The sequence below is a fragment of the Chryseobacterium sp. CS3K3.1 genome, assembly GCF_059515165.1.
Window position 1 is genome coordinate 179,879 of sequence record NZ_JCAKRV010000003.1, and the last position, 24,531, is coordinate 204,409.

General features: G+C 34.9%; 13 protein-coding genes. 1 reads left to right on the forward strand and 12 read right to left on the reverse strand.

From position 1 onward, the window contains the following. Window positions 1-194 precede the first annotated feature (194 nt). The 4 genes from AC5YGI_RS04770 to nagB all read right to left on the reverse strand — a co-directional run bounded on the left by AC5YGI_RS04770 (window position 195) and on the right by nagB (window position 11,327). Window positions 195-4,262: a LamG-like jellyroll fold domain-containing protein gene (locus AC5YGI_RS04770; protein ID WP_496167660.1), complete on the reverse strand. Its 4,068-nt coding sequence runs from the start codon at window positions 4,260-4,262 to the stop codon at window positions 195-197. A 55-nt stretch (window positions 4,263-4,317) separates the two neighbouring features. Next, window positions 4,318-5,970 carry a RagB/SusD family nutrient uptake outer membrane protein gene (locus AC5YGI_RS04775; RefSeq protein WP_496167661.1) on the reverse strand — a complete coding sequence of 551 codons (1,653 nt, stop codon included), beginning with the start codon at window positions 5,968-5,970 and terminating at the stop codon, window positions 4,318-4,320. 17 nt (window positions 5,971-5,987) lie between these two features. Continuing rightward, window positions 5,988-8,876 (reverse strand): SusC/RagA family TonB-linked outer membrane protein, encoded by a 2,889-nt coding sequence (locus tag AC5YGI_RS04780; protein ID WP_496167662.1) that lies wholly within the window; start codon window positions 8,874-8,876, stop codon window positions 5,988-5,990. Window positions 8,877-9,398: 522 nt separating this feature from the next. Next, window positions 9,399-11,327: a glucosamine-6-phosphate deaminase gene (gene nagB / locus AC5YGI_RS04785; RefSeq protein WP_496167663.1), complete on the reverse strand. Its 1,929-nt coding sequence runs from the start codon at window positions 11,325-11,327 to the stop codon at window positions 9,399-9,401. A 479-nt stretch (window positions 11,328-11,806) separates the two neighbouring features. On the opposite strand from nagB, the gene AC5YGI_RS04790 reads away from it, so the two are divergent. After that, the gene (locus AC5YGI_RS04790; RefSeq protein WP_496167664.1) at window positions 11,807-13,153 is read left to right on the forward strand and encodes a DUF3472 domain-containing protein; all 1,347 of its coding nucleotides are present in this window, start codon (window positions 11,807-11,809) and stop codon (window positions 13,151-13,153) included. Between the two features lie 216 nt (window positions 13,154-13,369). Here AC5YGI_RS04790 and AC5YGI_RS04795 read toward each other — a convergent pair whose 3' ends face one another. The 8 genes from AC5YGI_RS04795 to AC5YGI_RS04830 all read right to left on the reverse strand — a co-directional run bounded on the left by AC5YGI_RS04795 (window position 13,370) and on the right by AC5YGI_RS04830 (window position 24,530). Next, a complete protein-coding gene (locus tag AC5YGI_RS04795; RefSeq protein WP_496167665.1) occupies window positions 13,370-14,578 on the reverse strand; it encodes a hypothetical protein in 1,209 nt (402 codons plus the stop codon). 61 nt (window positions 14,579-14,639) lie between these two features. Next, window positions 14,640-15,917: a hypothetical protein gene (locus AC5YGI_RS04800; RefSeq protein WP_496167666.1), complete on the reverse strand. Its 1,278-nt coding sequence runs from the start codon at window positions 15,915-15,917 to the stop codon at window positions 14,640-14,642. A 48-nt stretch (window positions 15,918-15,965) separates the two neighbouring features. Beyond that, window positions 15,966-17,180, reverse strand: a complete 1,215-nt coding sequence (locus AC5YGI_RS04805; protein WP_454510355.1) for a hypothetical protein — start codon at window positions 17,178-17,180, stop codon at window positions 15,966-15,968. A gap of 11 nt (window positions 17,181-17,191) precedes the next feature. After that, a complete protein-coding gene (locus tag AC5YGI_RS04810; RefSeq protein ID WP_496167667.1) occupies window positions 17,192-21,475 on the reverse strand; it encodes a hypothetical protein in 4,284 nt (1,427 codons plus the stop codon). Window positions 21,476-21,493: 18 nt separating this feature from the next. After that, the gene (locus tag AC5YGI_RS04815; RefSeq protein WP_496167668.1) at window positions 21,494-22,288 is read right to left on the reverse strand and encodes a hypothetical protein; all 795 of its coding nucleotides are present in this window, start codon (window positions 22,286-22,288) and stop codon (window positions 21,494-21,496) included. Window positions 22,289-22,317: 29 nt separating this feature from the next. Beyond that, a complete protein-coding gene (locus AC5YGI_RS04820) occupies window positions 22,318-22,800 on the reverse strand; it encodes a hypothetical protein (protein ID WP_496167669.1) in 483 nt (160 codons plus the stop codon). Between the two features lie 39 nt (window positions 22,801-22,839). Next, the gene (locus AC5YGI_RS04825) at window positions 22,840-23,235 is read right to left on the reverse strand and encodes a hypothetical protein (RefSeq protein WP_496167670.1); all 396 of its coding nucleotides are present in this window, start codon (window positions 23,233-23,235) and stop codon (window positions 22,840-22,842) included. Continuing rightward, a complete protein-coding gene (locus AC5YGI_RS04830; RefSeq protein ID WP_496167671.1) occupies window positions 23,235-24,530 on the reverse strand; it encodes a hypothetical protein in 1,296 nt (431 codons plus the stop codon). Before AC5YGI_RS04830 ends, AC5YGI_RS04825 begins: the two co-directional genes overlap by 1 nt. Between the last annotated feature and the right edge of the window lies 1 nt (window position 24,531).

The window sequence follows — 24,531 nt, forward strand, 5'->3', positions numbered from 1 at the left end:
ATTCACTACTTTATTTAATAAGCTGACTCTGTTTATTTCAGAAATATAGCTCATACAATAGGTCTGCTCAATTTACTGCTTAATTTTAATTCATCGGTTGGTGGAGAAATAAAATTCCGTTTCTGTCTGTAAATTTGGACGTCTGGTCATACAAAATTCCCACATCAAAAGTGTGGGAATTTATCAATTCAAATTTATTTAATAATGAATTTTTCGATATACTTATCTGATTGTTTAATAAATAATGCCGTGTAAGTTCCCTGAGGAAGGTTAAGCAATATATTTTCATCAGCTTTTAAATTGAATTTCTCAGCAATTTTTCTTCCTGAAGTATCATAAATGATCAGATGAGAACTTATCCATTTTTCTGGTAAACGTATAGAAATAGGAGTACCATGTACTATGGGATTGGAAACGATCTGTGGATGAGCAGCCTTGTATTTTACAGGATTAAGAGCTGATAACACAGATGAATTAACGGTTAGTATAAACTGACTGAAAGAGCTAACGTTTAGCCCGTTATTAAAGGTTACTTTTGTATTAAGCCCACTTCCTGAAACAGTATCTGCATTGTCAATACTGCTTCCCCAGCTATTTCCGAAATCATTACTGCCTCTTTTGAAAAGATGGTAAGAAGATGCTGAAGGATAATTAGCAAAATCAGCATTCTTATAAAAAGACAGTGAGGTAAGCGGAGCAAATGTTTGGTTAGCACCATAATTATTAACAATAGAATAAAAGCCAAAGTTCGTATTACTATCAGGCAGCTGATCAGGATTTATACTGCCTCTCGACACCCAAACATCACCATTAGGATAGGTTCCCGGAGCAAATTCCATAGATATTCCTGCGTTGGTAAAATCTTTTAACCCGGAAGAATTGATATTAATCTTCTCGCTTACTCCATGAAAAACAGGAACATTAGATAATAATCTTGTATACCCGCTGCCTTTATATGAGGCTGCAGTATTAGAGTTATTTTTATTGATCGTAATATTACCCACTGATTCATTAAACTGAAGATAATATACTAAACCGTTCAGTATAGGGCTTCCTGCTGTGCTTTTTGTAAGATGTCTCCATTGTCTGACCTCATCTATTGATAAAGCTCTGTTCCATATAGCCACTTCATCCATTTCCAATTTGGTGAACCTATTAGAAAAACCTCTTCCATAACTTCCTAAAAATAAAGTATTAACAATTTCTGAAGGCAATGCTGTACTGTTCACACTTTCTTTTCCATTAACATATATTTTTACGTTGATCCCATTGCTTACCAATGCTACATGTGTCCATTGATTTGGAGGAGCCTGCAAACCTGAAGACCACGACCACCCCGGGTGAAAACCTATGGTATTATTTCCACCGTTAAAATTCATTCCAAACGCACTCGCATCGCCCTGAGACATAAAAATACCACTATAATCCGTCTGTACTCCATCCGGTTTAATCCAGCAGGAGAAGGTAAAAGAGTTTTTGTTAATATTCAGATCATTGATTTCTACGTAATCTTTATTACTATCACCGGTAAGCTTTATACTGTTTCCAGGGACGCCATCGGGCTGGCTTGATCCACACTGATTATTGACTTCAATAAAATTATTTAATGTTTGTGTGCTAGTGCCATACTGATCTGTTACCGTTAATGTTACAGAATACAATCCATTCGGAGCATTTTTGTAAGATACTACCGGATTTTCCAGTGATGACGTTGAAGGAGTTCCACCAGGGAAGCTCCATTGCCATGTTGCGCTGGCATTACGAACTACTGAATAATCTTTAAACTGTACATTTTCTGTTACCGGACAATATATTTTATTTTTATCAGCTGATATCAGAGCACTGGGCGGACTTATTTCATACAAAGTGTGTTCAAAGGCACCACGGGAAGTTCCTATTTTTAATTTATTTTCATTATAATTAATAAACATAAAGCGTACATCACACATTGGCAAGCCATTACCCAGCATAGTCCAGTTATTCATATTGTTATTTCTATAAAAGACTCCTGCCTTATTACCTACATATACTCCGCCATTAGAACCTCTCTGAAAAATAATTTTCGTAACAGGGGAAGTAGTGAGCACGGGAGAACTAAGATTAGTCCAGGTTACTCCTCCATCATTAGATTTCAAAACCTTACAGTCTGACTGGACTCCACTGTAGGTTACCCAAATTTCATTAGGATTATTATCTCCGATAGCAATATCTGATATGTTCTTTGGGCCTAATGTAACGGTTGTATCAGGTGTTATATCAGTCCAGGTAGCTCCCTGATCTGTAGTTTTCCAAAGCTTATTACTGGTAATACCTTCTACAACGCACATTACATTTGGATTCTTAGCAGAAATTTTTTCTCTGAATACCTGTTTAGTAAAAGTCTTAATAATAGAAATGCTGTTTCCGTTATCTTCGGTTTTGATTAGAGAATTTTTCCATGTTGCAAGATTAGGATTTCCATCCGGATATTGACCTGCATGATGGGTAATAATTGTGTAATATTTATTGGGATGAAATTCTATAGAATTGAAATAATCATAGATTCCTCCCAAATCCAAAAAATTAGGTTCATTTACCAAAGTATGTACACCGGTTCTGAAATAACGGTAGTTGCTATATCCCTGGCTGTAAATATAACGGTCATCCAATGGATTTACATCTGTATTTCCCTGATCCGCTCCTGGCCCATTGTACCATGTAAAACCATTAGCACTTTCTTTGATCATAGCAGGACCATGGTTATTTCCTGATGCCACTAAATTGCTCTTAAATGCACTGCCAAATCCCCATAATTCATGATTACTGATACTATTGGTTTTCGTGGTCAAAGTATTTCCCAAATCATTAGAATCTGTCATTTCTCCGTCACTTCCTACAATTAACTTTCCGTTGATAAAATCAATGGCCCTGATATCGGAATGCGTAGTTCCTGATGCTAGTGAAAATGAAGCACCATTGTTGGTAGAAATATGTATTTTTTCATTTCCATAGCCTCCATAAGCTATTTTATTTTCATCTTTACGGTCCATCTGAATATCTCCATGGTGTAGTAACGGATCATGATTATACACATCTCCAATGCCGGAAACCATATTGATTCTGGTAAGCTCTACATTTCCTGTTAATTTATTGAATTTGTATAATTGAACCGCATTATGACCATAAGCACTTGAACCTGTACCTGCCGCTACATAGAATGATGCCGCATTATTACCAGGTAAAAAAACTTTCGTCCACCCGATGATCTGGCCATTTGAGGAAGCACTTAGTGTAGTAGAATTCAATTGGGAAAAACTTGATCCCTGATCCACAGACTTATAAACTTTGAAAACATTAGTATTGGAAGTACTGGCAAAATAAACAGAATTACTGTCATTGGGATCCCATTCCAAACATTCGCTGTGTATGGATGAGTCCCATATTGAATAATTAGGAAGCCCGGTATAAACCTCATTCCAGGAATTCCCGCCATCGGTTGTACGATATAGCGATGTTCCCCAACGAACAACTACGATATCAGGATTCACAGGCGACACGGCAATATCATATGCTTTACCTGGATAGTTAGCCGCAGTCATAGTGGTCGTAAGCCAGTTAAGCCCTCCATCGGTAGATTTAATAAGCTGACTGTCACTTAATGCGTAGACAATTTGCGGATTAGCAATGCATACATCTACGTCATTATATTTAGAATCCGGAAAACCGTTATCTACCAGATTCCAGACTGATCCCCCATCGGTTGTACGCCATAAGCCACCGGTTACAAAAGATACAAATATCTTCTGAGGATCAGTAGGATCAATTTTATTCAGATATACATACCCTCCATGGTTTCCCTTACCTGAGTAAGATGTACTGGCACTGTTGAAAGGACCAATCATAGACCAGCTTCCCACCTGGGTCTGCGTAGTTATTAATGGGCTGTTGCTGGCTTTTGAATGGCTTATCAACAAAGGTTCCGGAACTACTTTTCCGTTTTCATCCAGATAAAACAGTTTGGTTCTGAGCCAGTCTTCACCAAGGCTTCGCGGTTTACTTTTTTCCCATCTGTGGTTTCCGAAATACTTATCAAAATTGGACTTGATTTTAAAATAGTCTGCATAATCTTTCATGTCTGAAAACCAGGACATCGACTTATGTTTAATTTCATACTCAATATCTTCATCATCTTCTTCTGTCCGTAAGGTTTTATTTGATGAAAAATCCTGACCATTGCAGATTGTAGATATCAGTAATATCAACAAGAATAATTTGTTTTTCATATGTGTTTATTTAATTAATTGACAGTTAAATACTGCTAATCCTTGTAATCTATATTTAGTATCCTTTTGCTGCCTGAGCTTCTTTTAATTTTGGATTTAAATCCACGGCAGTCTGAGGATAAGGGAATCTGTAAAACTTATCATTCCAAACTCTTGTTGCAACCTGTGTATTTGTGATATCGTAGATTGTTTTCATTACATTGGGAGCAGTTTTCCATCTTCTGATATCGTAGAATCTATGTCCTTCGTTGGCTAGCTCTATTCTTCTCTCATTTCTAATAATATCCCTCAACGTTTCCTTTGTTTGTGTTCTGCTTACTACGGTCATACCTACTCTGTTTCTGATTTTGTCTAATGCATCGTAAATGGAGGCATCCGGCCCATACAATTCATTTTTTGCTTCAGCATAAGTAAGCAGTACCTCTGCATAGCGAATCAGCATAAAATTATTACTCGCATTTAAGTTTTCATCTAATGAACTATAGTCTGCCATTTTTTTATAGTTATAGCCAATTTTTGATGTATTGTTTCCTCCTTTACCCCAAGTGAACAGGTTGTTTGTTCCAAAGCCTTTCAGATAAGACCAGGGGCCATTCGGGTGCATAATACTTGCATATAAACGTGTGTCTCTGTTTTTGAACTCGTCGAGATAGGCATTATTTGGGTTTCCATCATTATAGTTTGACGCTCTTACAGCATCAGAAGGAGGGGTAAATGCTGTACCATCTTTTTTCCAATAGGCATTCACCAGATCGATTGTTGGGGTGATAGAGCTCCAACCACTCTCTTCATTGGGCAATAGAAGAAGGGTCATGTAATTACTATATGTTCCTTTTGAATCCGGTACATACTGGGCTTCTAAAATTGATTCTATACTGCCCTCATTTTTAGCCCAGAATAATGCCTGATAATTACTTAAACCTTTATAAAAATTATCTTTATCCGTGGTAGAAGTAAAAGTAACAAAGCTATCATAGTCTGTACTTGTGTCTACTGAAGCTGTATTGAAAAGCCCGTAAATTCCGGAATTCATTACCAGTTGAGCAGCTTCATAGGCTTCTTTATATTTTCCTGTGTATAAATAGACCCTTGCCTTAAATGCTAATACAGCTCCTTTTGTTATTCTACCCTTATCCTGGCCGGAAGTATAGATAGCAGGTAAATCATTTTCAATAGCATTTAATTCATTGGTTACAAAATCATCAATTTCAGCTTCAGAAACCGGTGTAAGAGATGTTTCATCTAATTTACCTGATTTTTGTACCAACGGAAGAGCACCAAAACGCTGAGATAAATCAAAATAATTAAAAGCTCTTATAAATCTTGCTTCTGCGCTATATCTTTTAGCAAGATTTTTGTCCATTGGGATCTTATCGATATTCTCTAAAAAGGTATTTACCATTCTGATTGTCGTAAAGTCATATCCGAAATCTGTAGAAGGAAGTATATTTCCTGCAGAAGCATCTACTGCCATTGTCTCCCAGGGGTATTGAGCATATGAATTATCTGTGTAACAATCATTGTATAAACTTAGGTAAGCTGCCCCGGACAAGTATTTATAAATACCATTCAGCGCCATGGTAGCATCTTTTTCAGTTTTCCAAAATGTATCTTCGGATATTTTGTCTTCCGGAAACCTGTCTAAATTACAGGAACCGGTAACTATAGATAGGGTAACTGACAGTACTATGATTTTTATTTTTTTCATTTGATATCTTATTTAAGTTAAAAAGTTGCATTTATACCAAAGGATACGGTTTTTAAATTAGGATATGAGGAACGTGCACTTGCCATTTCAGGATCAAAATCTTTTATTCTTTTGTCACCTCTCAGCGTAAAGTAATTTTCCAGGTTTGCGTATATTCTGAATTTTTTCAGTCCTATGTGGTTGATCACGTCCTGAGGAAGGGAATATCCTAAAGTAACAGACTTAATTCTAAAATAACTTGCATCAAAAAGCCAGAAATCAGAGGTAACACCTATATTTTGAGTTCCTCCTCCAGCCGGCAATACTCTATGGTACAAAGCATTAGGATTTGGATTTTCAGGAGTCCATCTGTTATCTAAAACATATTGCTTTACCCCTGCACCATTGAAAAATGCCTGAGAGGATTCTTTATCCAGATATACCTGAACATTCGCTACCCCTTGCCCCACTACGCTGAGATCAAAATTTTTATATCTTCCTCCGATGCTCAGACCGTAGGTAAAAGCTGGAACATCATTGCCTATAACCGTTCTGTCATTTTCATCAACAACTCCGTCGCCATTAATATCCACATACTTTATATCACCTGGCTGGGATGAACTGTATAATTTAGGATAATTATTATTAATATCTTCCTGGGTTAAAAGACCGGCAGTTTTATATCCATAGAAATCTCCAATTGAACCTCCTACCTGCGTGATCCAGTAATCATTATACAAAGGCTTACTATTGACAAGTGATAGAATAGTGTTCTGGTTTTTAGCAAAATTAGCATTGATGTAAAAGTCTCCATTTTCAAAATTTTTATTGTAGCCCAAAGTAACTTCTATCCCTTTATTTTCTACATTGCCTGCATTAATTGGCGGTGTTTGGTTTTTGTCTGGATTGTTGTCCATGATTACACCGGTTTCATATTCTAACTGATTGTTCATTAAAGCCCCTTTTGTAAGACGGTTATAAAAATCTACTGAGAAAGTGAAGGTATTATTGAATAAAGATCCGTCCAGTCCTATATTTTTGGTAACAATTTTTTCCCAGCCTATATCTGAAAAGCCCAGTTTGCCAGGTACCACTGCCCCTACTATAACATTCCCCAGAACTGAAGAATCATTATCCATATAGGTCTGGCTGTCATAATAACCAATAGTATTAATAGATCCGGCGCTTCCGTAAGACCCTCTCAATTTCAGGGTATTAATAAAGTTAAGGTTTTTAATAAAATTTTCTTTATCCAACCTCCAGGAAGCCATAAATGCTGGAAAATAACCCCACCTATTTTCTTTAGCAAAACGCGAAGATGCATCTGCCCTTATAATACCTTCCAGAAAATATTTTTCCTGATAATTATAATTGATACGGGCGAAAGCAGACTGGAAAGCATATTGTTGAGTATTAGATTTCAATTCATCTAACGTTCCATCAAGGGTACTAAGAGCACTTAAAGCATGCAATCCATCTTTTGGTATATTAGATTTTTTGCCATAGATTGATCTTGCTGTATAGTCTTCATAAGAAGCTCCTCCTAAGATTTTAAAATAATGCGATGAAATATTTTTTTCATAACTCACCAGAACCTGAGTATTGAGTAATTCATCAGATTCCCATTTTTCTTTATAATTATTAACTGCTCTCGCAGTTGCACTAATAGGAGCTTGAGTTAAAAAATTGTATACAGGGTTTAGTGTATTTGTAAATTCCCCTAAACGATAGTTCCAGTTTGAATAACTGATCTGAGCATCAATATTGAAGCCTTTTGCAGGAGCGTAGCTGGCAGATAATGCTCCCATAAATTTTTGATCATTTGACTTGAAGTCTCCACCCTCAATGTTATTTCTTACAGGATTGGTATTTGCAAATGTGTTATCTACTTTACCCGCATTAACAGATCCCCACCATCCATTGGATTGTCTTAGTGCCATCGTAGGAGATATTCTTGCCAACTCTGTAGTATTAATACCTCCTCCCTGATCATTGATCATTTGTTTGATGAACGATATATTAGAGTTTACTGTTAGTTTATCACTTAATTTAGATGAGGTGTTCGTTCTGAAAGAATACCTATCCATTCCTTTTGTAGGGGACAGAGATTCCTGTTTCAGGTACCCTAAGCTTGCGAAATAACGAATTTTATCACCACCTGACACATTAATCTCATTATTAAGCACATTGGCCATTTTTCTGTAGGTTTCCTTATACCAGTCAGTGTTAGGGTATCTGTCAGGATCTGTACCTGCAGCTGTAAGATCTATTTGCTCCTGCTTGTACTGAGAAAAAAGACCAACATTATGATCAGCATTGAAATAGGCTTCATTTTTTAATTTCATGTATCCAACGGCATCCACATACTTAGGCAAATAAGTGGGGGTCTGATAGGCATTATACATATTATAACTTATGCTCATCTTACCTCCGCCTCCTTTTTTGGTCTCTACAAGAATAACCCCATAGCCGGCTCTTGTACCATAGATAGCTGCTGAAGCATCTTTTAAAATACTTATATTTTCAATATCAGCGGGACTTAACCTTGAAAAGTCTGCAGCACTTGAGAGAATACCATCTATAATATAAAGTGGTGAATTACCGGCAACACTTCTTCCCCTTACATTTAAATCAGGTACAGAACCTACATCTCCTAATTTGGATTTAATTGTAACCCCGGGTAAGGCACCTTGTATACTGGCTGTTAAGCTTGTTGTCGGACGATCCTGTAGTATTTTTTTGTCAACGGAAGCTATGGATCCGGAAACAGTTCCCTTCTTCTGTTTTCCATATCCTACTAAAACAATTTCTTCCACATTTTTTACTTTCTTTACAGTGTCCGAAGGTTTGTTTTTAGTTTCCTGTGCATGAACAAGTGTTACAGAGGACAAAAGAACTGCACCTAAAATAATCTTTTTTTTCTTCATGTTTTTTTAAGTTTTTATTGAAATATTCTATCTAAGGGTAGTTGCTGAATGGGAACAAGCTATTACTACAATGTTAAATATTTGTTACTCAAATGTATATTTTTACTGTACACCTCCATACTGGTAACCACCAGTTTTTGTCCTTTTACCACCAGTTTGAAGATTATTCCAATGTATCTTATTGAGTCTATAGCAGATGGGCTGTGTCTGCCAGAATTTATATTTTCTGGTTTCTGTTTAAAGAGAAAAGATCTGTTTAATTAGATTTATAGATTTGTATTTATGAAGAGTTAATTCCTATCAAAAACATGGAATGTAATAGATTGCAAAGAATTTCGGGTACAATTACCCAATAAATTTGCAAGTTGCTTAAAATTTGTGCTATATATCCTTGAAATATGGGAATAATGCCTCCTTCACAAGCCTTCAGGGAGTGAAATTTGTTCTATATCATTTATGGTATTTACAAGAACTTGTATTTTTTGTTTACCTGTTTATTACTTAATTCAGAATTTTAATTTTTTAGAATTTCCATCTTACAAAAGCTTCCATGGCAGCATAAGTAGCAAGTCCCATTTTATGATAGGTCTCTGCCGTTTCTCTGTTTCTTTCTTCTGCTCTCTGCCAGAATTCTCTCATATCTGTCCCTTGAAATACTACTCCATCTTTTTGAGATTGATGTTTAAAAATCCCATAGCGTTTTTCCAAAATTTGATCCGGACTTAATGGTACTGCCATTTCTATTTCTTCTATAGACCATTCTTTCCATGCTCCTCTATATAACCATAACCAGCAATCTTTCATGTATTCCTTCGATTTTAAATTTTTAACAGATTCAAAAACAGCATCCAAACACACTTTATGTGTTCCATGAGGATCTGCTAAATCACCAGCTGCATATATCTGATGTGGTTTTACGCTGTCTATAATATCCGTTACAATTTCTATATCCTCTTTACTCAATGGCTTTTTTTCTATTCTGCCTGTTTCATAGAAGGGCATTTCCAAAAAATGAATCTGGGTGTCTGGTATTCCCACGTAATAACATGTAGATCTTGCCTCCCCTTTCCTTATTAAACCTTTTATATGTCTTACTTCAGGAATATCGATATCACTGTTTTTCTTATTTTGTAAAAATTTGATAGCTTTATCAAAAATCTTTTGTGCTGCATTATTTTCAATGCCAAACATTTCATTATAATCACATACAAAATTGGCAAACCGCAATGCTTCAGAATCTGCTACCGCTATATTGCCGGAAGTTTGATAAGCTACATGAACCTCATGCCCCTGTTGGTGCAGTCGTATGAAAGTTCCGCCCATACTGATAATATCATCATCCGGATGCGGACTGAATATAAGGACTCTTTTTTTGGCAGGAGTTTTCCTTTCCGGCCTGTTACTGTCATCTGCTCCCGGCTTACCTCCCGGCCAACCCGTTATGGTGTGTTGTAATTTATTGAAAATCTCAATATTGATATTGTAAGCCGGACCTTTGTCTGCCAACAGATCACTCATTCCGTTTTCTATATAATCAGAATCGGTAAGCTTCAATATAGGTTTCTTTATTTTTTGGGCCAATCCCAAAACTGCTTTTCGGGTTAATGCATCAGTCCATTCTATTTTCTCTACCAGCCATGGAGTATTAATTCGGGTAAGTTTATGAGCTGCTGCCTGATCCAATACAAAAGTTGCGTTTTTGTGTTCCTGCAAATAGGAAGCCGGTACCATGTTGGTAACAGGACCTTCTACAGACTCTTTGATGATATTTGATTTAGATTCTCCCCAGGCTAATAGTATTACTCTTTTCGCCTCCATTATTTTCTTCACTCCCAATGTAATAGCTGTTCTGGGGGTATTCGACAGTCCCAAAAACTCATTGCTGGCTGCCACTCTTGTGATATGATCTAAAGCTACAAGTCGCGTTCTGGAATTTTGTAAGGAGCCCGATTCATTAAACCCGATATGACCATTACCGCCAATACCCAGAATCTGCAAATCTATCCCACCTAAGGCTTCTATTTTAAGTTCGTATTCTGCACAGTAGTCTGCTATTTCCTCTTTAGATAATGTTCCGTCAGGGATGTGATAGTTTTCAGGAAGAATATCTACTTTATCAAACAACAGTTCTTTCATAAAACGAACATAACTATGTACGGAATCCGGTTCCATAGGATAATATTCGTCAAGGTTGAAAGCAATGACGTTTTTGAAACTCAATGCTTCTTCTCTGTGCATGCGTACCAATTCAGCATATAAGCTCTTGGGTGATGAGCCGGTAGCCAAACCTAAAATACAGGGTTGTTTTTGAGACTGCTTTACACGGATAAGGTCTGAAATCTCTTTTGCTACGGATTTTGAAGCTGAAAGCGAATCCGTGAAAATAACCGTCTCTATCTTTTCAAATCTTTTTTCAAATCCTGTAGAGGAATCTATTGTGCTTTTTAACATAGTAATTTGGTTTTGGAAAGTGATAAAATTAAATTATATATAGAACTTGTATTTCTAATTTCAATAAAAAACAAAAAAAAGAGATACTTCATATATACATCATGTTATTATATGATTAATTATCAGCACTTTAAAATTTAAACATTAAAAAGATAAAATTTATTTCTTGAGCCCGGAAGATTGGTAATTACTATTTAAAATAACGTTCAACTGTATTCTCATACTGTTTCCGGCAGAATCAATAGGGACATTCAACGCAAAAAGTGTCCGGGAAGTTACAAAGTGATTAAAATTTCAGGTTAGTAATATTAATCAATTAATACCTAGCTCCATTTCTTTTCCTCATTTAATCCGCTCAGAAATATGGAAAATATGGAGAAAAACATATTCGTTCAAAAAAATTAATCAAATTAATGGGAATTATTTTTTTTTATTTGATAAATAAATTTAATTTAGTGGAAATAAATACAAATACAATTATGAAACTAAAATTATTAGCTGATACTTTTTGTGGTATCGCCGCATTACTTATTTTTCAATCATGTGCAGAAACTACTGCCACTATGGAGGACACTGTTTCTATCCAAAATGTTTCACCTTTAAAGAAAGTATTATCCTTTAATGTTCCCGTTGCAGGAAATTCTTTTTTAACTGTAAAACCTTTGGGAGCCGGCGAGGTGATCACTTCCACCAAACTGGATAACTGGACAAACTCTAATACGGTGATCAGTACTTATTTCAGGGTAAGCAATACAGGAACATTAAAAATTGGATTAAAAGCTTCTGTTCCATCAGGAACCAGTATTGTTAAAGTAACGGTAGGCAATACCTCCCAGAATGTTACTTTAACAGGATCTGTTTCTAAAGAGTATACAGTGGGAGATTTTATTGTTTCCACACCAGGTTATGTGAAAGTAGACCTTCAGGGTGTTTCTAAAACCGGCGGATATTTTGCAGATCTTACGGATGTGACTTTCAGTGGCACAGCTTCTACAGGAACCAATGTTTACAGCAATGATCCTTCTTACTATTATTGGGCACGCAGAGGACCTTCATGTCATCTGAACTATATCGTTCCCACCACAAATAATGTGAGCTATTATTATAACGAAGTAACAGTTCCTGTGGGAGAAGATAAAATCGGTTCTTATTTCATGGCCAATGGCTTTAGTGCGGGATATTTCGGTATGCAGGTTAATTCTGCTGCTGAAAGAAGGATTTTATTCTCTGTATGGAGTCCCTTTGTAACCGATGATCCTAACAATATTCCTCCTGAGCAGAAAATTATTCTCAACAGAGCAGGCAGCGGGGTAACGATTGGGGAATTTGGCAATGAAGGTTCTGGCGGACAGAGTTATTACAAGTATAACTGGAGTGCCGGGCAAACCTATAAATTTTTATTAAAAGGCGAACCGGACGGAACAGGAAAAACAGATTTTACAGCATGGTTTTTATCCCCGGATGCTACGGAATGGAAACTGATAGCCAGCTGGAAACGGCCTGAAACCAACACCTATCTACAAAGCTTTTATAGCTTCGTGGAAAACTTCAATCCTGAAAATGGATATCAGGGCAGAAAAGCAGAATTCAAGAATCAATGGGTGAGAACTTCAGACGGAAACTGGATTGCTATTTCCGGAGCAAAATTTACTGTGGATAATACTTATAATGCACAACAAAGAATAGATGCAATAGGTGGAACAAATGGTAATGCTTTCTTTTTGCAAAATGGCGGCTTTTTTAGTACAACTGTTGCTCCCGGATCGCAGTTTTCTGTTACAGCACCTTCACAAGCTCCAAACATCAATTTTTCAACGCTTCCTTAAAATTATATCCAAAAATAAAAGCCAGTTCTTATAAAGTAACTGGCTTTTATTTTTTCTGATTCATGCTTTATAATGAGATATCGGAATTTACAGCTGTATTTTTGGAATGAAAATTATTTAATAACAATACCGCCAGGAAAAATAAAATTCTTTTTATCATGGTTGTGTTTTTAACAAAAGCACAGTTAAATCCAACTGTGCTATTTTTTATTAAATTTACTCAGAAGAATGTTCAATAATTGCTTGAACTCTTATCAGGCTATCTTTTAAATCAGGCAACCCATAATAGTTGTTTTTCTGAAATACTAAAATAATATTTCTATCTTTAACTACACTATTATAAAGTAAGCTTTCAGCATTCCATATAGCATTCCCAGAATTAACACCTGCAAAATTCAAGTAAAAAGGATCAACTGTATTTCCTATATAAGCAAGTATTTTATATTTTTCATCTGATGTAAAATTGGTATTATCTTTCAATACATATCCAAAATTCTCCAAAGCATTCAAAAGCCTGTTTTCGTCTGCTTTTGTATGGTCTTTTATATACTTTAATAGCTCTGTTCTTATTTCTAATTCTCCTTTACAGTTTTTTACAAAAATAATATCGCCGATGTCGGAAGAGGTTTGATATGCTTTTAAATAATCTTTCATGACAAGATCATTGAAGTGCGGCTCCTTAGTAAATCCAAAGTTTTTCACCAGCATCTTCACAAATACTTTATCGTGCTCTGCCAACCAGCCCACATAAGATTTATTATCATTGAAAAGAAGCATATTCCTTGCTACAAGGGTTTGAACATTTTTTTTCCGAATTTCATTTAAATTGTTAACATCTTTCCAATGTGGAATTGTAATATCCAAATTATCTATACTTGATTTTCTTGTTATATTGATGTTTTCAAAATCATTTAATCTAGAATATTCTTTTTTATAATCAATAAGCTCAGGTATATAATACAAATCTGTAATTAATTTTCTTTGTTTATCTATAAACAGGCCTTCGTTATCAACTCCATTATTATGATACATAACAAACTCTTTATCACATTTATCCAAAAAATTAACGTATAAAAAATGTGATTGAGAATCTGAATCAATGATTCTTCCAAAAATATTTTTGATTTTTTTATTAAAATCTTCAGTACCAAGAGTATTATACCCATTTAAATTTAATAATTCATGAACTACTATTGCTGTTGCTTTCAATTCTTTAGTCTCAAATTGAATTTTTGGTAGTCCAGCACCAGCCTCATCAATAGTGTAGGTTGCCCCCTGTTTAAGTTGTTTTTTTAAGACATTTTCGACGATACTATCACTCTTATATTTTGTACCAATAGAATGAATATCTTTTCTTTCTTGCCCGTTATTATTACCACTAGTGAGTAGTAGAGGTACCATCAAAACATTTAGTATTTTCATCATATTAAATTTGTGTTTCACAATTAAAAAAGAAGCACACCCATTTCTGACTGTGCTTGATATATTATTTCTTAGGATGTTGTTTTCGCCATTCTGTAACATTCATAGGTCGGTTATCCGGGCCACATGTTCCGTTGTATTCACATTCTTCAACAAAATATTCATCATAATCTGCGTTATCCCACCATTCTTTAAATTTTGGAAGGTTGAAATAATTATTTTTCTGTAAAATGTCTACTTCTTCCTGATCTAAAAAGAATCGTAACCTTCCCATCATCTTTGAATTATCTCCATATCCCGAAACAAATCTTTTGTCATACTTATATTGTTCAGCAAAATAAACGATATTCGCTAGTATTTTTACCTTATCTACCTTTGAAACGCCAGTTTCTTTGTTATTAAAACCAGCAAAATATTCAAGATATCCTTTAATATAATCAAGTAAAAATCTATTCTCATTTGACATATCGTTTGTTATATCTGGAGTATAAATCTCTTGTAAAATTTTAAAAGTATTAGCATGTATTTTTACTGTTTCATCACATTGCTTTACCCAAAACAAATTCCCATAATCAGACGGGTTTTTTTTATCAAATTTTGTTCTTTCAATAACCCACTTCAGTAAATCAATATCCTGAGTGTAGCCAAAAGTTTTTACTAAAGCCTCCATAAAATATGAATCATTAAGGGTTAGCCATTTGTATTGAGCCTTATTATCATTAAACAAATAGAGGTTACGCGCAACTAATGTTTGTATGTTCTTCTTTCTCTGCTCCTTCAGATTGTGTATATCTTTCCAATAATATATTTTCACATCTTTTATATGATTATTATTCTCAGCATCTTTTTCAAACTGAAATAATTCAGGATTTTTAGTATAATCCATTATTTCAGGAATACTGTATAAATCTGAAATGAAAGTTCCATTCTTAAAAATATAAGTACTATATGGATTTACATCGATACTGTTTGAATTTTTATACAATTTCAGGTCCTTCGAACATTTATCTTCGAAATTGACATGTAAATACTTTGACTCTGATTTAGGATCAATTACTCTTTTGAAGATCATATTAATTTTAGTAATGAATTCTTCTGCACTTGGTTTTTTATATCCATTATCATCTAATTCTTTTGCTATAACAGATTCTGTAGCTTGTAAATCTTTCAATGCAAACTTATAGGTTGGATAATCCGTCTCACTTTTCTCTCCACTTACACCAGCTGCCAATTGTGACTTCAGAACGGATAAAAATGAGATATCGGAATTTACAGCTGTATTTTGGGAGTGAAAAGTATTTAACAACAATACCGCCAGGAAAAATAAAATTCTTTTTATCATCGTTGTGTTTTTAATAAAAGCACAGCTTGTAAACTGTGCTCTCAATATTTATTTCTTAGGATGTTGTTTTCGCCATTCTGCATAATCCATAGGTTGGTATCCTGAACCGCAACTTCCTTCATATTCGCACTCACCTACATAATAAGCATCATAATCCGCATTATCCCACCATTCTTTAAATTTTGGAAGACTGAAAAAATTATTTTCTTTTATAACCTTAAAATCATCATCATTCAAAAAATAACGAAGTCTGGCCATCATCTTATTATCATCATTAAATTTTTTATCATAATTATATTGTTCAGCAAAATATGCCAAGTTTGCCATTAGTTTTAATTTTTCGTTTCTTGTAAGGTCAGTGGATTTATCACGTCCTAAAAATTCTAAATAACTTTTGATATTATCAATAATAAATCTATTTTCAGATGGATCATTTGGTATATGGAGTTTTTGAAGAAGCTTGAATGTATCTGCATGCAGTTTGAATTTTCCATTACATACTTTAGCCCAAAAAAGCTTACCAAAATTCCGGGGATCCTTTTCATCAAATTTTGTTTTTTCTATAGCCCATTTTAATAAATCAGGATCTTTTGTATATCCAAAAGTTTTAACTAAACCTTCCATGAAACTTTGATCATTTAAAATAAGCCATTTGAATTGTGGTTTACTATCATTAAAAAGGTACATATTACGTGCAATAATATATCGTGGAACTTTAATTTTAAAAGAATTATCACCATTAATATTTATTAATTCCTTTAATAAAAGCATTGGAAAAATAAACTGATTATTAGTATTGATAAAAGTATTCTGAGTAGTTGAATAAAGTTCATACTTATTTTGTTCAAGTGTCCCAGGATTGCCATCAAGGTGATTACCAAATACTGTTATGTACCCATTCTTTTGATCAATACTCACGCATTTATTAGAGCTATGACTGATTGAAAAAATAGTTTCAATCTTATTGTTAAAGGATTCAGCTTTTGGTTCAATATAACCATTACTGATCAGATCATCACAGATAATAGAAGAAGCTAATTTTAGATCTTCTACATTCAAATTATAAGGATCATCATATTCAACTTCATCAGACTCAATTTTCTCTTGTAGTTTAATATGTTTTTTAATGTTTTCAACATCAATTTCATCTACTTTCTCGGATATTTTATATTGTTTTTCTTTAGAGTTCATATTATTCTCTTGACTTTTGTTATTACAACCAATAAATAATAAAATGAATATAGAAATATTTAAAATTTTCATAAATAAATATTTTAGTTTGTTGAACCTGTATTATTTCCTGTACCAATTCCAAATTTAGCATTAATAATATCTCCATCATCATAATTACTATTATTTCCATCATCATAATAATCTGCTGCAGTTAGTTTATCTTTTTCAGTAGGTGTATAATCTACTGGAATATAAAATCCCCATAATTTTTTCTTTTTAGAATTACTGGTATATTCATCATAAGAACTAAATTTAACTGTTTGATCCTGGTTTCCTCCAAGAAGTATGTAGGCTCCTTTTTTAGTCATTCCATATAAAAAACCAGTATGCCCCTTCCACTTAGTATTATGTCTGTAGACAACAAGGCATCCAAAAATAGGCTCGGCAATCTGTTTATAGCTTTTCCCAGCAACACTATCAATAGGAGCTAGAGATGAAGCTGATTTAGCATGTTTATATGGTTGATTTGTTTCAGGATTGGTTGTTTGGCCTATACACCAGTTCATATAAGCTGCACACCACGGTCCATTATCAGGATCTGTAGGCTCATATGTATTCCCACAATATCTAAGGTAAGACTTTGCTTTTGAATACATTGGTTCTTTTGATTCCTCACATCCTTTCATTTCTTTTGCAATTCTCAATGCAATAGTCATCCATGGTGCACGATCAGCAAGTTCTGGTAGTACAACAGCTTCTCCATTACAAACATTTTTATCATATTTAAACCATATCTTTAGCTTATCAAAAGCTTCTTTTCTTTCTTTCCATCCATTAGGGTTATCACTCAATTTATGACTTTTAGGATAACCATTGAGCATTTTTGCCTGCAACCAAAAATACTTTTCATCCTCTTCAATGAGCAGACCTAAATCTATCAAATTTTTTCCCAGTCCCTTACTAAAATAATTATGTTTTTCTATTCTTAAGGAATCATATTTTGCATCATCACCAGTCCAAGGAGTATCCCAAATACCAGACTTTTTTTGTTGAAATTCCCAACCGCCAGCATCGACAGCATAATGTAAATCAGATGATATTATATCTGGATTTTTAACAATCTCTTCTTCTTTTCCTACATGTATACCATAAGTTCGATATGGGCCTGGTTCATTATAAAATTTACTATCTTTCCCTTTCACTCCTGTTATTTGTAATATTCCTCTACCTTTATAAACACTTTGACTGGACTTCCAATCACTCCATTCTTCTTTACTTTGTTTAAAAAAGCCTGTTTCACCACACAAATTTGCTAGAAAAGAAATTTTTTGTATACATTTATTTATAGAATATGCTTTAAACATTCTATTTAATTCTAATGTAAGGCTCTTTATACTTTTATCTACAATATCACATTTCTCTGCTATCCCTTGCCATATTTTATTACTTCCTGTAATTGTCTTAATCATATCCTCCATTTCTTGCTCAGTAAAATCACGGTTACAATAACATGTTTTCTGTTTTCTCACCTCCGCCATTTCCACCACCACAGGCATCACATCATTATCAATAGCTTCGGGGGTCTCTTTCTGAGATACTTTGAGACAACCACTCTCATAAAAAATAAATTGCTTACGCAGCTCCAACATCTCTTGCTGAGTAAATGCTGTTCCGTCTTTTTTAAACGCTTTAATCCCCAGTTTTTCCATATCCTCTGTTCTAACCAGATCGGCAGGAAGTGTACTGTTGATCGTAAACTGGCTTTTTTCTATTTTCCAGACTTTCTTTTTGGGATCTGCGGGATCCTGAACCTGGCGGGAAACCTGCGCGATGTAATAGTCAAAGTTTTTCGGTGGATTTTTCCATTCTTCTTTTGCGGTGAAGACCACTTCAAGCAGGCCGTCTTTTCCTGTTTTTTCCTCGTTATAACTTTGTTTGCTTTCGTGGGTATAGGTGATATGATCTTTTTCGTTTAATCCTTCTTTGGGAATCTCCTTCAGCACATCAATCTTCAGAGTTTCTTCCGTCATATTGACGGTATGAACCCAAAGCTTATGGGTTTTACCATAGAAAGTCTGCATCCGCTGAATATCTTTACCATCTTCGGTAGAGAACATGATCGATACAATTTTCTGTTCGGAAGTGATGGTCAGTTCTTCATTGGAATCCAAAACTTCAAGATAAGTTGTGGTGCTGTCTACCACCACAGGTTTCGTTCCCTGAATGGTAATATTTCCCGGAAGTACAATATCCGCAGATGAAGCTGCCTGAAGCTCTACCGTGAATACCAGACGGTAAGACGGGTTCGGATTTTCTGTCGTTTTAGGGATAGCAGCCAGCAATTTTTTCTTGTAATCATCATTCGTGGTGATAAGGAATGAAGCTTTGCCTTCGTTATTAAGAGTAACCGTTTTCTCTTCCAGCATGTATTTATCTTTCTCTTTATAGAAATCATCACCTTCGCCTTTTACCCAGATTTTTACTTTTAACGTCTGATTCTGCAGTCCGTCAATTTCAATAAATCCATAGGTTTCCTCTCCGAATCCTGTTTCGGTACGTTTCACACCGGTTCCATAAGCCCACAGCGCTCTTTTTACAGCAGGCTCAGAAACTTTTACTTTCGCTTCTATTTTCTTTCCATCGGTATAATCTCCTGTTAAATAGGCAGAAATAGTGTATTCGCCGAGATCATTGAATGTAATGGTCCCGTCTCCGTTATTGGTCACTTTATCAGGAACTTCTATTTTTATGGCTTCATTGCCAGCCAGCGCAGCAATTCTTGCTGTTGCCGTATATTTTATTTTTGTTCCTTTCGGAATATTAGCTGCCGGAAGGGTAAATTTATCTATGACATTTTGAATCACCTCAAAATTAAAACAGTCTGATCCGGAAAAACCAGGCTGCTTTCCTGCTCCCAAAGGATTAGCATAAGCTTCGAGTATATATTTCCCGAAATATTGATTGCTGGCCAGTTTTGCATCATTATACAGAAGTTCAGCTACCTTTTTATTGATGGTGCCTGTTCTGAATGAAGGAGAGTTTTCAAATAAGACTACTCTTCCCAACCCTTCCTTTTTTAGGTACCAATATACAGAAGTGCCCGAAGGCATATAATTCACATTAAATTTCAAAGCCTGCACTTTAATGGTATCACTGAATCTCACCAGACCCGGTTCTCCTTTTACTCCCATGACCCCCAGACTGTTTTCGATTTTAATCTCTACAGACTGTGGTTTTGGATCTGTGGGATCTGTAAATGCTTCTACCGTATATTTACCGGCATTTTTAAAGGTAAGAATGACACGGTCGCCAGCACCCGCAACGGAAACAAGATGTGATGAAGAAGCTCCTGAAGAACTGTTATACAGAACAGCTGTTCCCTGCTTTACAGTCCAGTGAACGGTATTTACAGGCATAAAGAATCCTCTGTTCAGTATTTTTGCCTGATCTGTTGTACTGTTGAGTTTACGCTCAATGGATAGAGGTAAAGGAATATTAATCAACGTTGAAGAACCTGGACTGACAATTTTCTTAACAAAATCCTGTATAACTTCCACATTGAGAGAGCATTTGGCATCGCCTGCTTTTTTGCCATAAGCTTCCAGTCTGTACTTCCCTTCTGTAAGTCCGTCGAATATTTTACTCATGGACTGGCTGAAATTGCTTCCCAATCCAATAAATGTTTTTATTTTATCTTTTGTTCCTTCCCCTTTGAACAACGCCCAGATGATTTTTTTCTCATCACCTTTGAACTGGGCTTTTAAGTCCAGGTTATCACCGCCAAAAGGGTTCATAATAGGAAGAAGCGGGCCATTCATTCCTTTGATATAGTAATAAGTACCACTCAATTTATCAGTCGGTATCGGTCTTACCATTGAAATTGATGACACTGCTATGCTTACCTGAGAAGCAGAGGATGACGGCCATTGTGGCGAAGTATTGGCTACTGAAAACTCATCAGCTTCTTTGACATCTATCTGTGAAACATTGTTGGCCTGTCCGGTGGTTGCAAAAGCAATCGTTCCGGGAACACCATATCCCGGACAGTTTCCTGTAGAAGCATCCAACAGGATTTTCATACTCTTGTTGAATTCTACGTTTTCGTAATAGTCTTTATATTTGATATTGCATTTGCCTTTACAGGGATAGGTTTTCCCGTCTGAACCTTTGCAGTTTCCAAATCCGTTTCCGCCTCCGAAACTGTCTGCTTTATCATCAAGATAAGTGGCTACAGGTTTATTTTGTGCAAAATATTTGTTTTTGCCCAATTTTTTTTTCTGGCTTTTCACTTCCATCGGAACGGCCGTACCATTGGAGTTGTTGGTTACAGAGCTGCTGCAATATGCTGTAGCTCCTTCTATAATGATGTATCCTTTATCCGCCATGTCATTTGTTCATAAAGATTAAGTCATTGTGATCGTTTCCTGATATACTGTTTTTTCTCCGTCTGACAATATAAAGTCAGCGTTCTTTTTGGAATACTGTTTTTTTCGGGAATTGTATTCCATTTTTATATTTAATTTTACCTGATACTGTCCCGTCTGATACAGGTATTTTTTGTCCAATTCTTCTTTTATATGAACCGGAACTTTGATTTCAGAGGTAAAAAAGGCTTCAAATCCATATTCTCTCTGTTCGGCATTAATAATTCCGGTACATTCTACATCCCCGATCCCTTTGATATTCCAAACAATGGATTCTTCATTTTTTCCTCCATTGTCTACATAATAAGGAGCAAATAAAAGGAGGTTCCAAAAAGGTTCTTTCAGTTTATTCTTATAAAAGACGGCTTCATCTTCAAACGCGGTAAGATATTGGTTTCTGAAAACATCCGCATTCTGGTATTTTTCCTGAAGTCCGGCTGTTTTGGATTTCCAGTTTTCTATATTATTCTGATGATCTGCAGCGCCAAGAAAACTCCCCTTTTCATCCACTTTTATTTCCACCGGATAGGAACTCTGCTCCAGTACATACAGAATTTCCATAAATTTATTTTCTGATGGGAAAGGAGAATCTTCCATTTTCTCTATCTCCCAGTTTTTTGTATGGTCTTCATTTACCTTTTCCTGAAGGGTAATTTTAAAAGATGAATAGAATCCTTTTGCTTCTCCAAAATGTATCTCAAGAGCATTTTCCACCTGATAATGATGGATTCCTGATGTATATTTCTGAAAAGGCTTTACTCTTGTTTCTACCATATTTATGATTATTAGAACACCAAACGATACTATTTATCACAGTTTTTGTTTACCACCGTCTCTTCCGGCAGATTGTAGAGATATATTTTCTCTATTGTTCCTTTTCCACATTTGTTTACCAGATAATTGGCTATATAATCTTGCTGATAATGTGATATTTCTTCTCCTAACAGCTCTCCGGCACTTTCCTTATTCGTGATAAAATATGAAGTATTATCCGTTTTTCTGTAAAAAACAAAGTTGAGTGAGGAGGTTTCCGGTTTTGCAAGAACCTTATTTTTTTTCAATATGTTTTCTACATACTTTATAATTTCTTTTTTCAGAACACCTTCAGTAGGTTCCGGATTATCTATAAGTATATAGTATGAAACCTTGACCGCATTTTTATAATAAGCATTAGTAAAAGTCATATGCTCAAGAGGAATAAAGTCATTATGTTTCTTGTCACAACTCAAGGCTATTAAAAGAAAGCATACTATCGTAATCATTTTTACAGATTGTAAATACTTCATTTATATGTAATTCCTATTATTATTTAACCACTCAACCTGTTACTTTCTCATAAAGGAGTAAACATATTCTTTACCATCAGTGCATTCATAAAATATCTGGTATTTATAATAATTCTGATGTAAACTAATGTCATCCAACCTCTTTTTTATTGAAGAAGCATTATTTTTTAACATTAATGTATCAGATGTACAGGGTATTTTATTGACAATAATTTTATAAACTGTTGTATCCTTAGGTTGATCAATATTATATTTAGGTTCTCTTAATACCTCTTTTGCGTGATTTTCTGTTTTTATTTTTTCTAAAAGTATTTTTTCAGATGAACTTAAAGTGCCTTCCTTAGGTGTTGTAAGCCAAAATACAATGAGAAAACCATATCTATAAATGATCAGACACAGTACTGCAATAATTCCTATTATTAAATATTTCTTCATTAATTTTCTGTATAATATTTTTTTGTTTTTTCATCATAAAAGTAAAATTTAGAATTTTTATATACTCTTGAAAAAGGCGTTGGACTTTTTACTTTTAAAGCATTAAAATTCTTTTGTAATACGGTTGTAGATGTTCCTCCATATCCCATTCCGCTACCAGGTGTTGAGTAGGTTTTATTTTCCTGATTTACAAATTGGAACTCTATAAGCTCAAGATCTTCAAACCATCCCCACACAAAAGCTTCATCTTTTGTATACATATGTCCGAATTCATCACCTTTCGGATTCTTTGATATACCGCTGAATTTCACACCTCTTATTATAGAGGAATCATTTGCATTTTTATACATAAGCACAGGATCCCAATCAATATCTATCTGGTAAGTTATTTGTGGAAATGTAACACCAAAACCTGATGTGTCTGCCGGGGATAAATGAACAACTTTTTCAATATTGAGTTTTTGATTTTTTAACACGCTCAAAACTCCTTCCGCGAAAGCTCCTCCCATACTATGGGAAACCACCATTATGCGACGTTCTTCCTTAAATATTTCCTGATAAAATTTTGATGCCTGATTTTTAAGTCTGGCTTCTGCAAACTCTTTACCTTGTTTATATCTATCTCCTCCTGATGAAAACTTTGTACCGGCACCATTTATGAAATATTCTTTTGTGGATTTAAAATACTTTTTAGCACTGCTCTTAAGTCCAATACCCCAATATTGTTCCCCCCATTCGCTGCCTGCATATGGCATTTTTTTATTCCAGTATCCACAAATATAAATAATGATTGGATCCAAAATTTTAAATGAAACTTCCGCTCTTACTTTTTGATCCGGAGATTTAAAAAATGCATACACTCTTAATTTGGATATTTTCCGGTCTTTAGGAACATTATATGATATTTTTTCTTCACCTGTCACCTGAGAAGCATTAGCTAAGGGAGTATCATCGTACTGTATCGCCCACTTAAGGCCTTTTAATTCTGATTTCGTTGGATTTCTACTATATTGTGTTGCTTTAAAGAAATAAGGTTTTCCTTTTCCTATTATTTTAACCTCTTTTGTACATTCTATATCTTCATAGCATTTTACAGCCTTTACAAGTAATGACTGAGTTTCTCTTTTCTCCTGGTATTCATCAAATTTCTTCCCTCCTTTTTTCCCATAAAAGGTGTTCTCCTGAGGAGATTTAAAATCCAGAGTTCCCTTGGAAGCATCTTTCATGATATGTTCTGCTTCCTTATAGGATTTCCCAAAGACATTTCTTATAATATTTCCGCCTTCGCCTGCCATA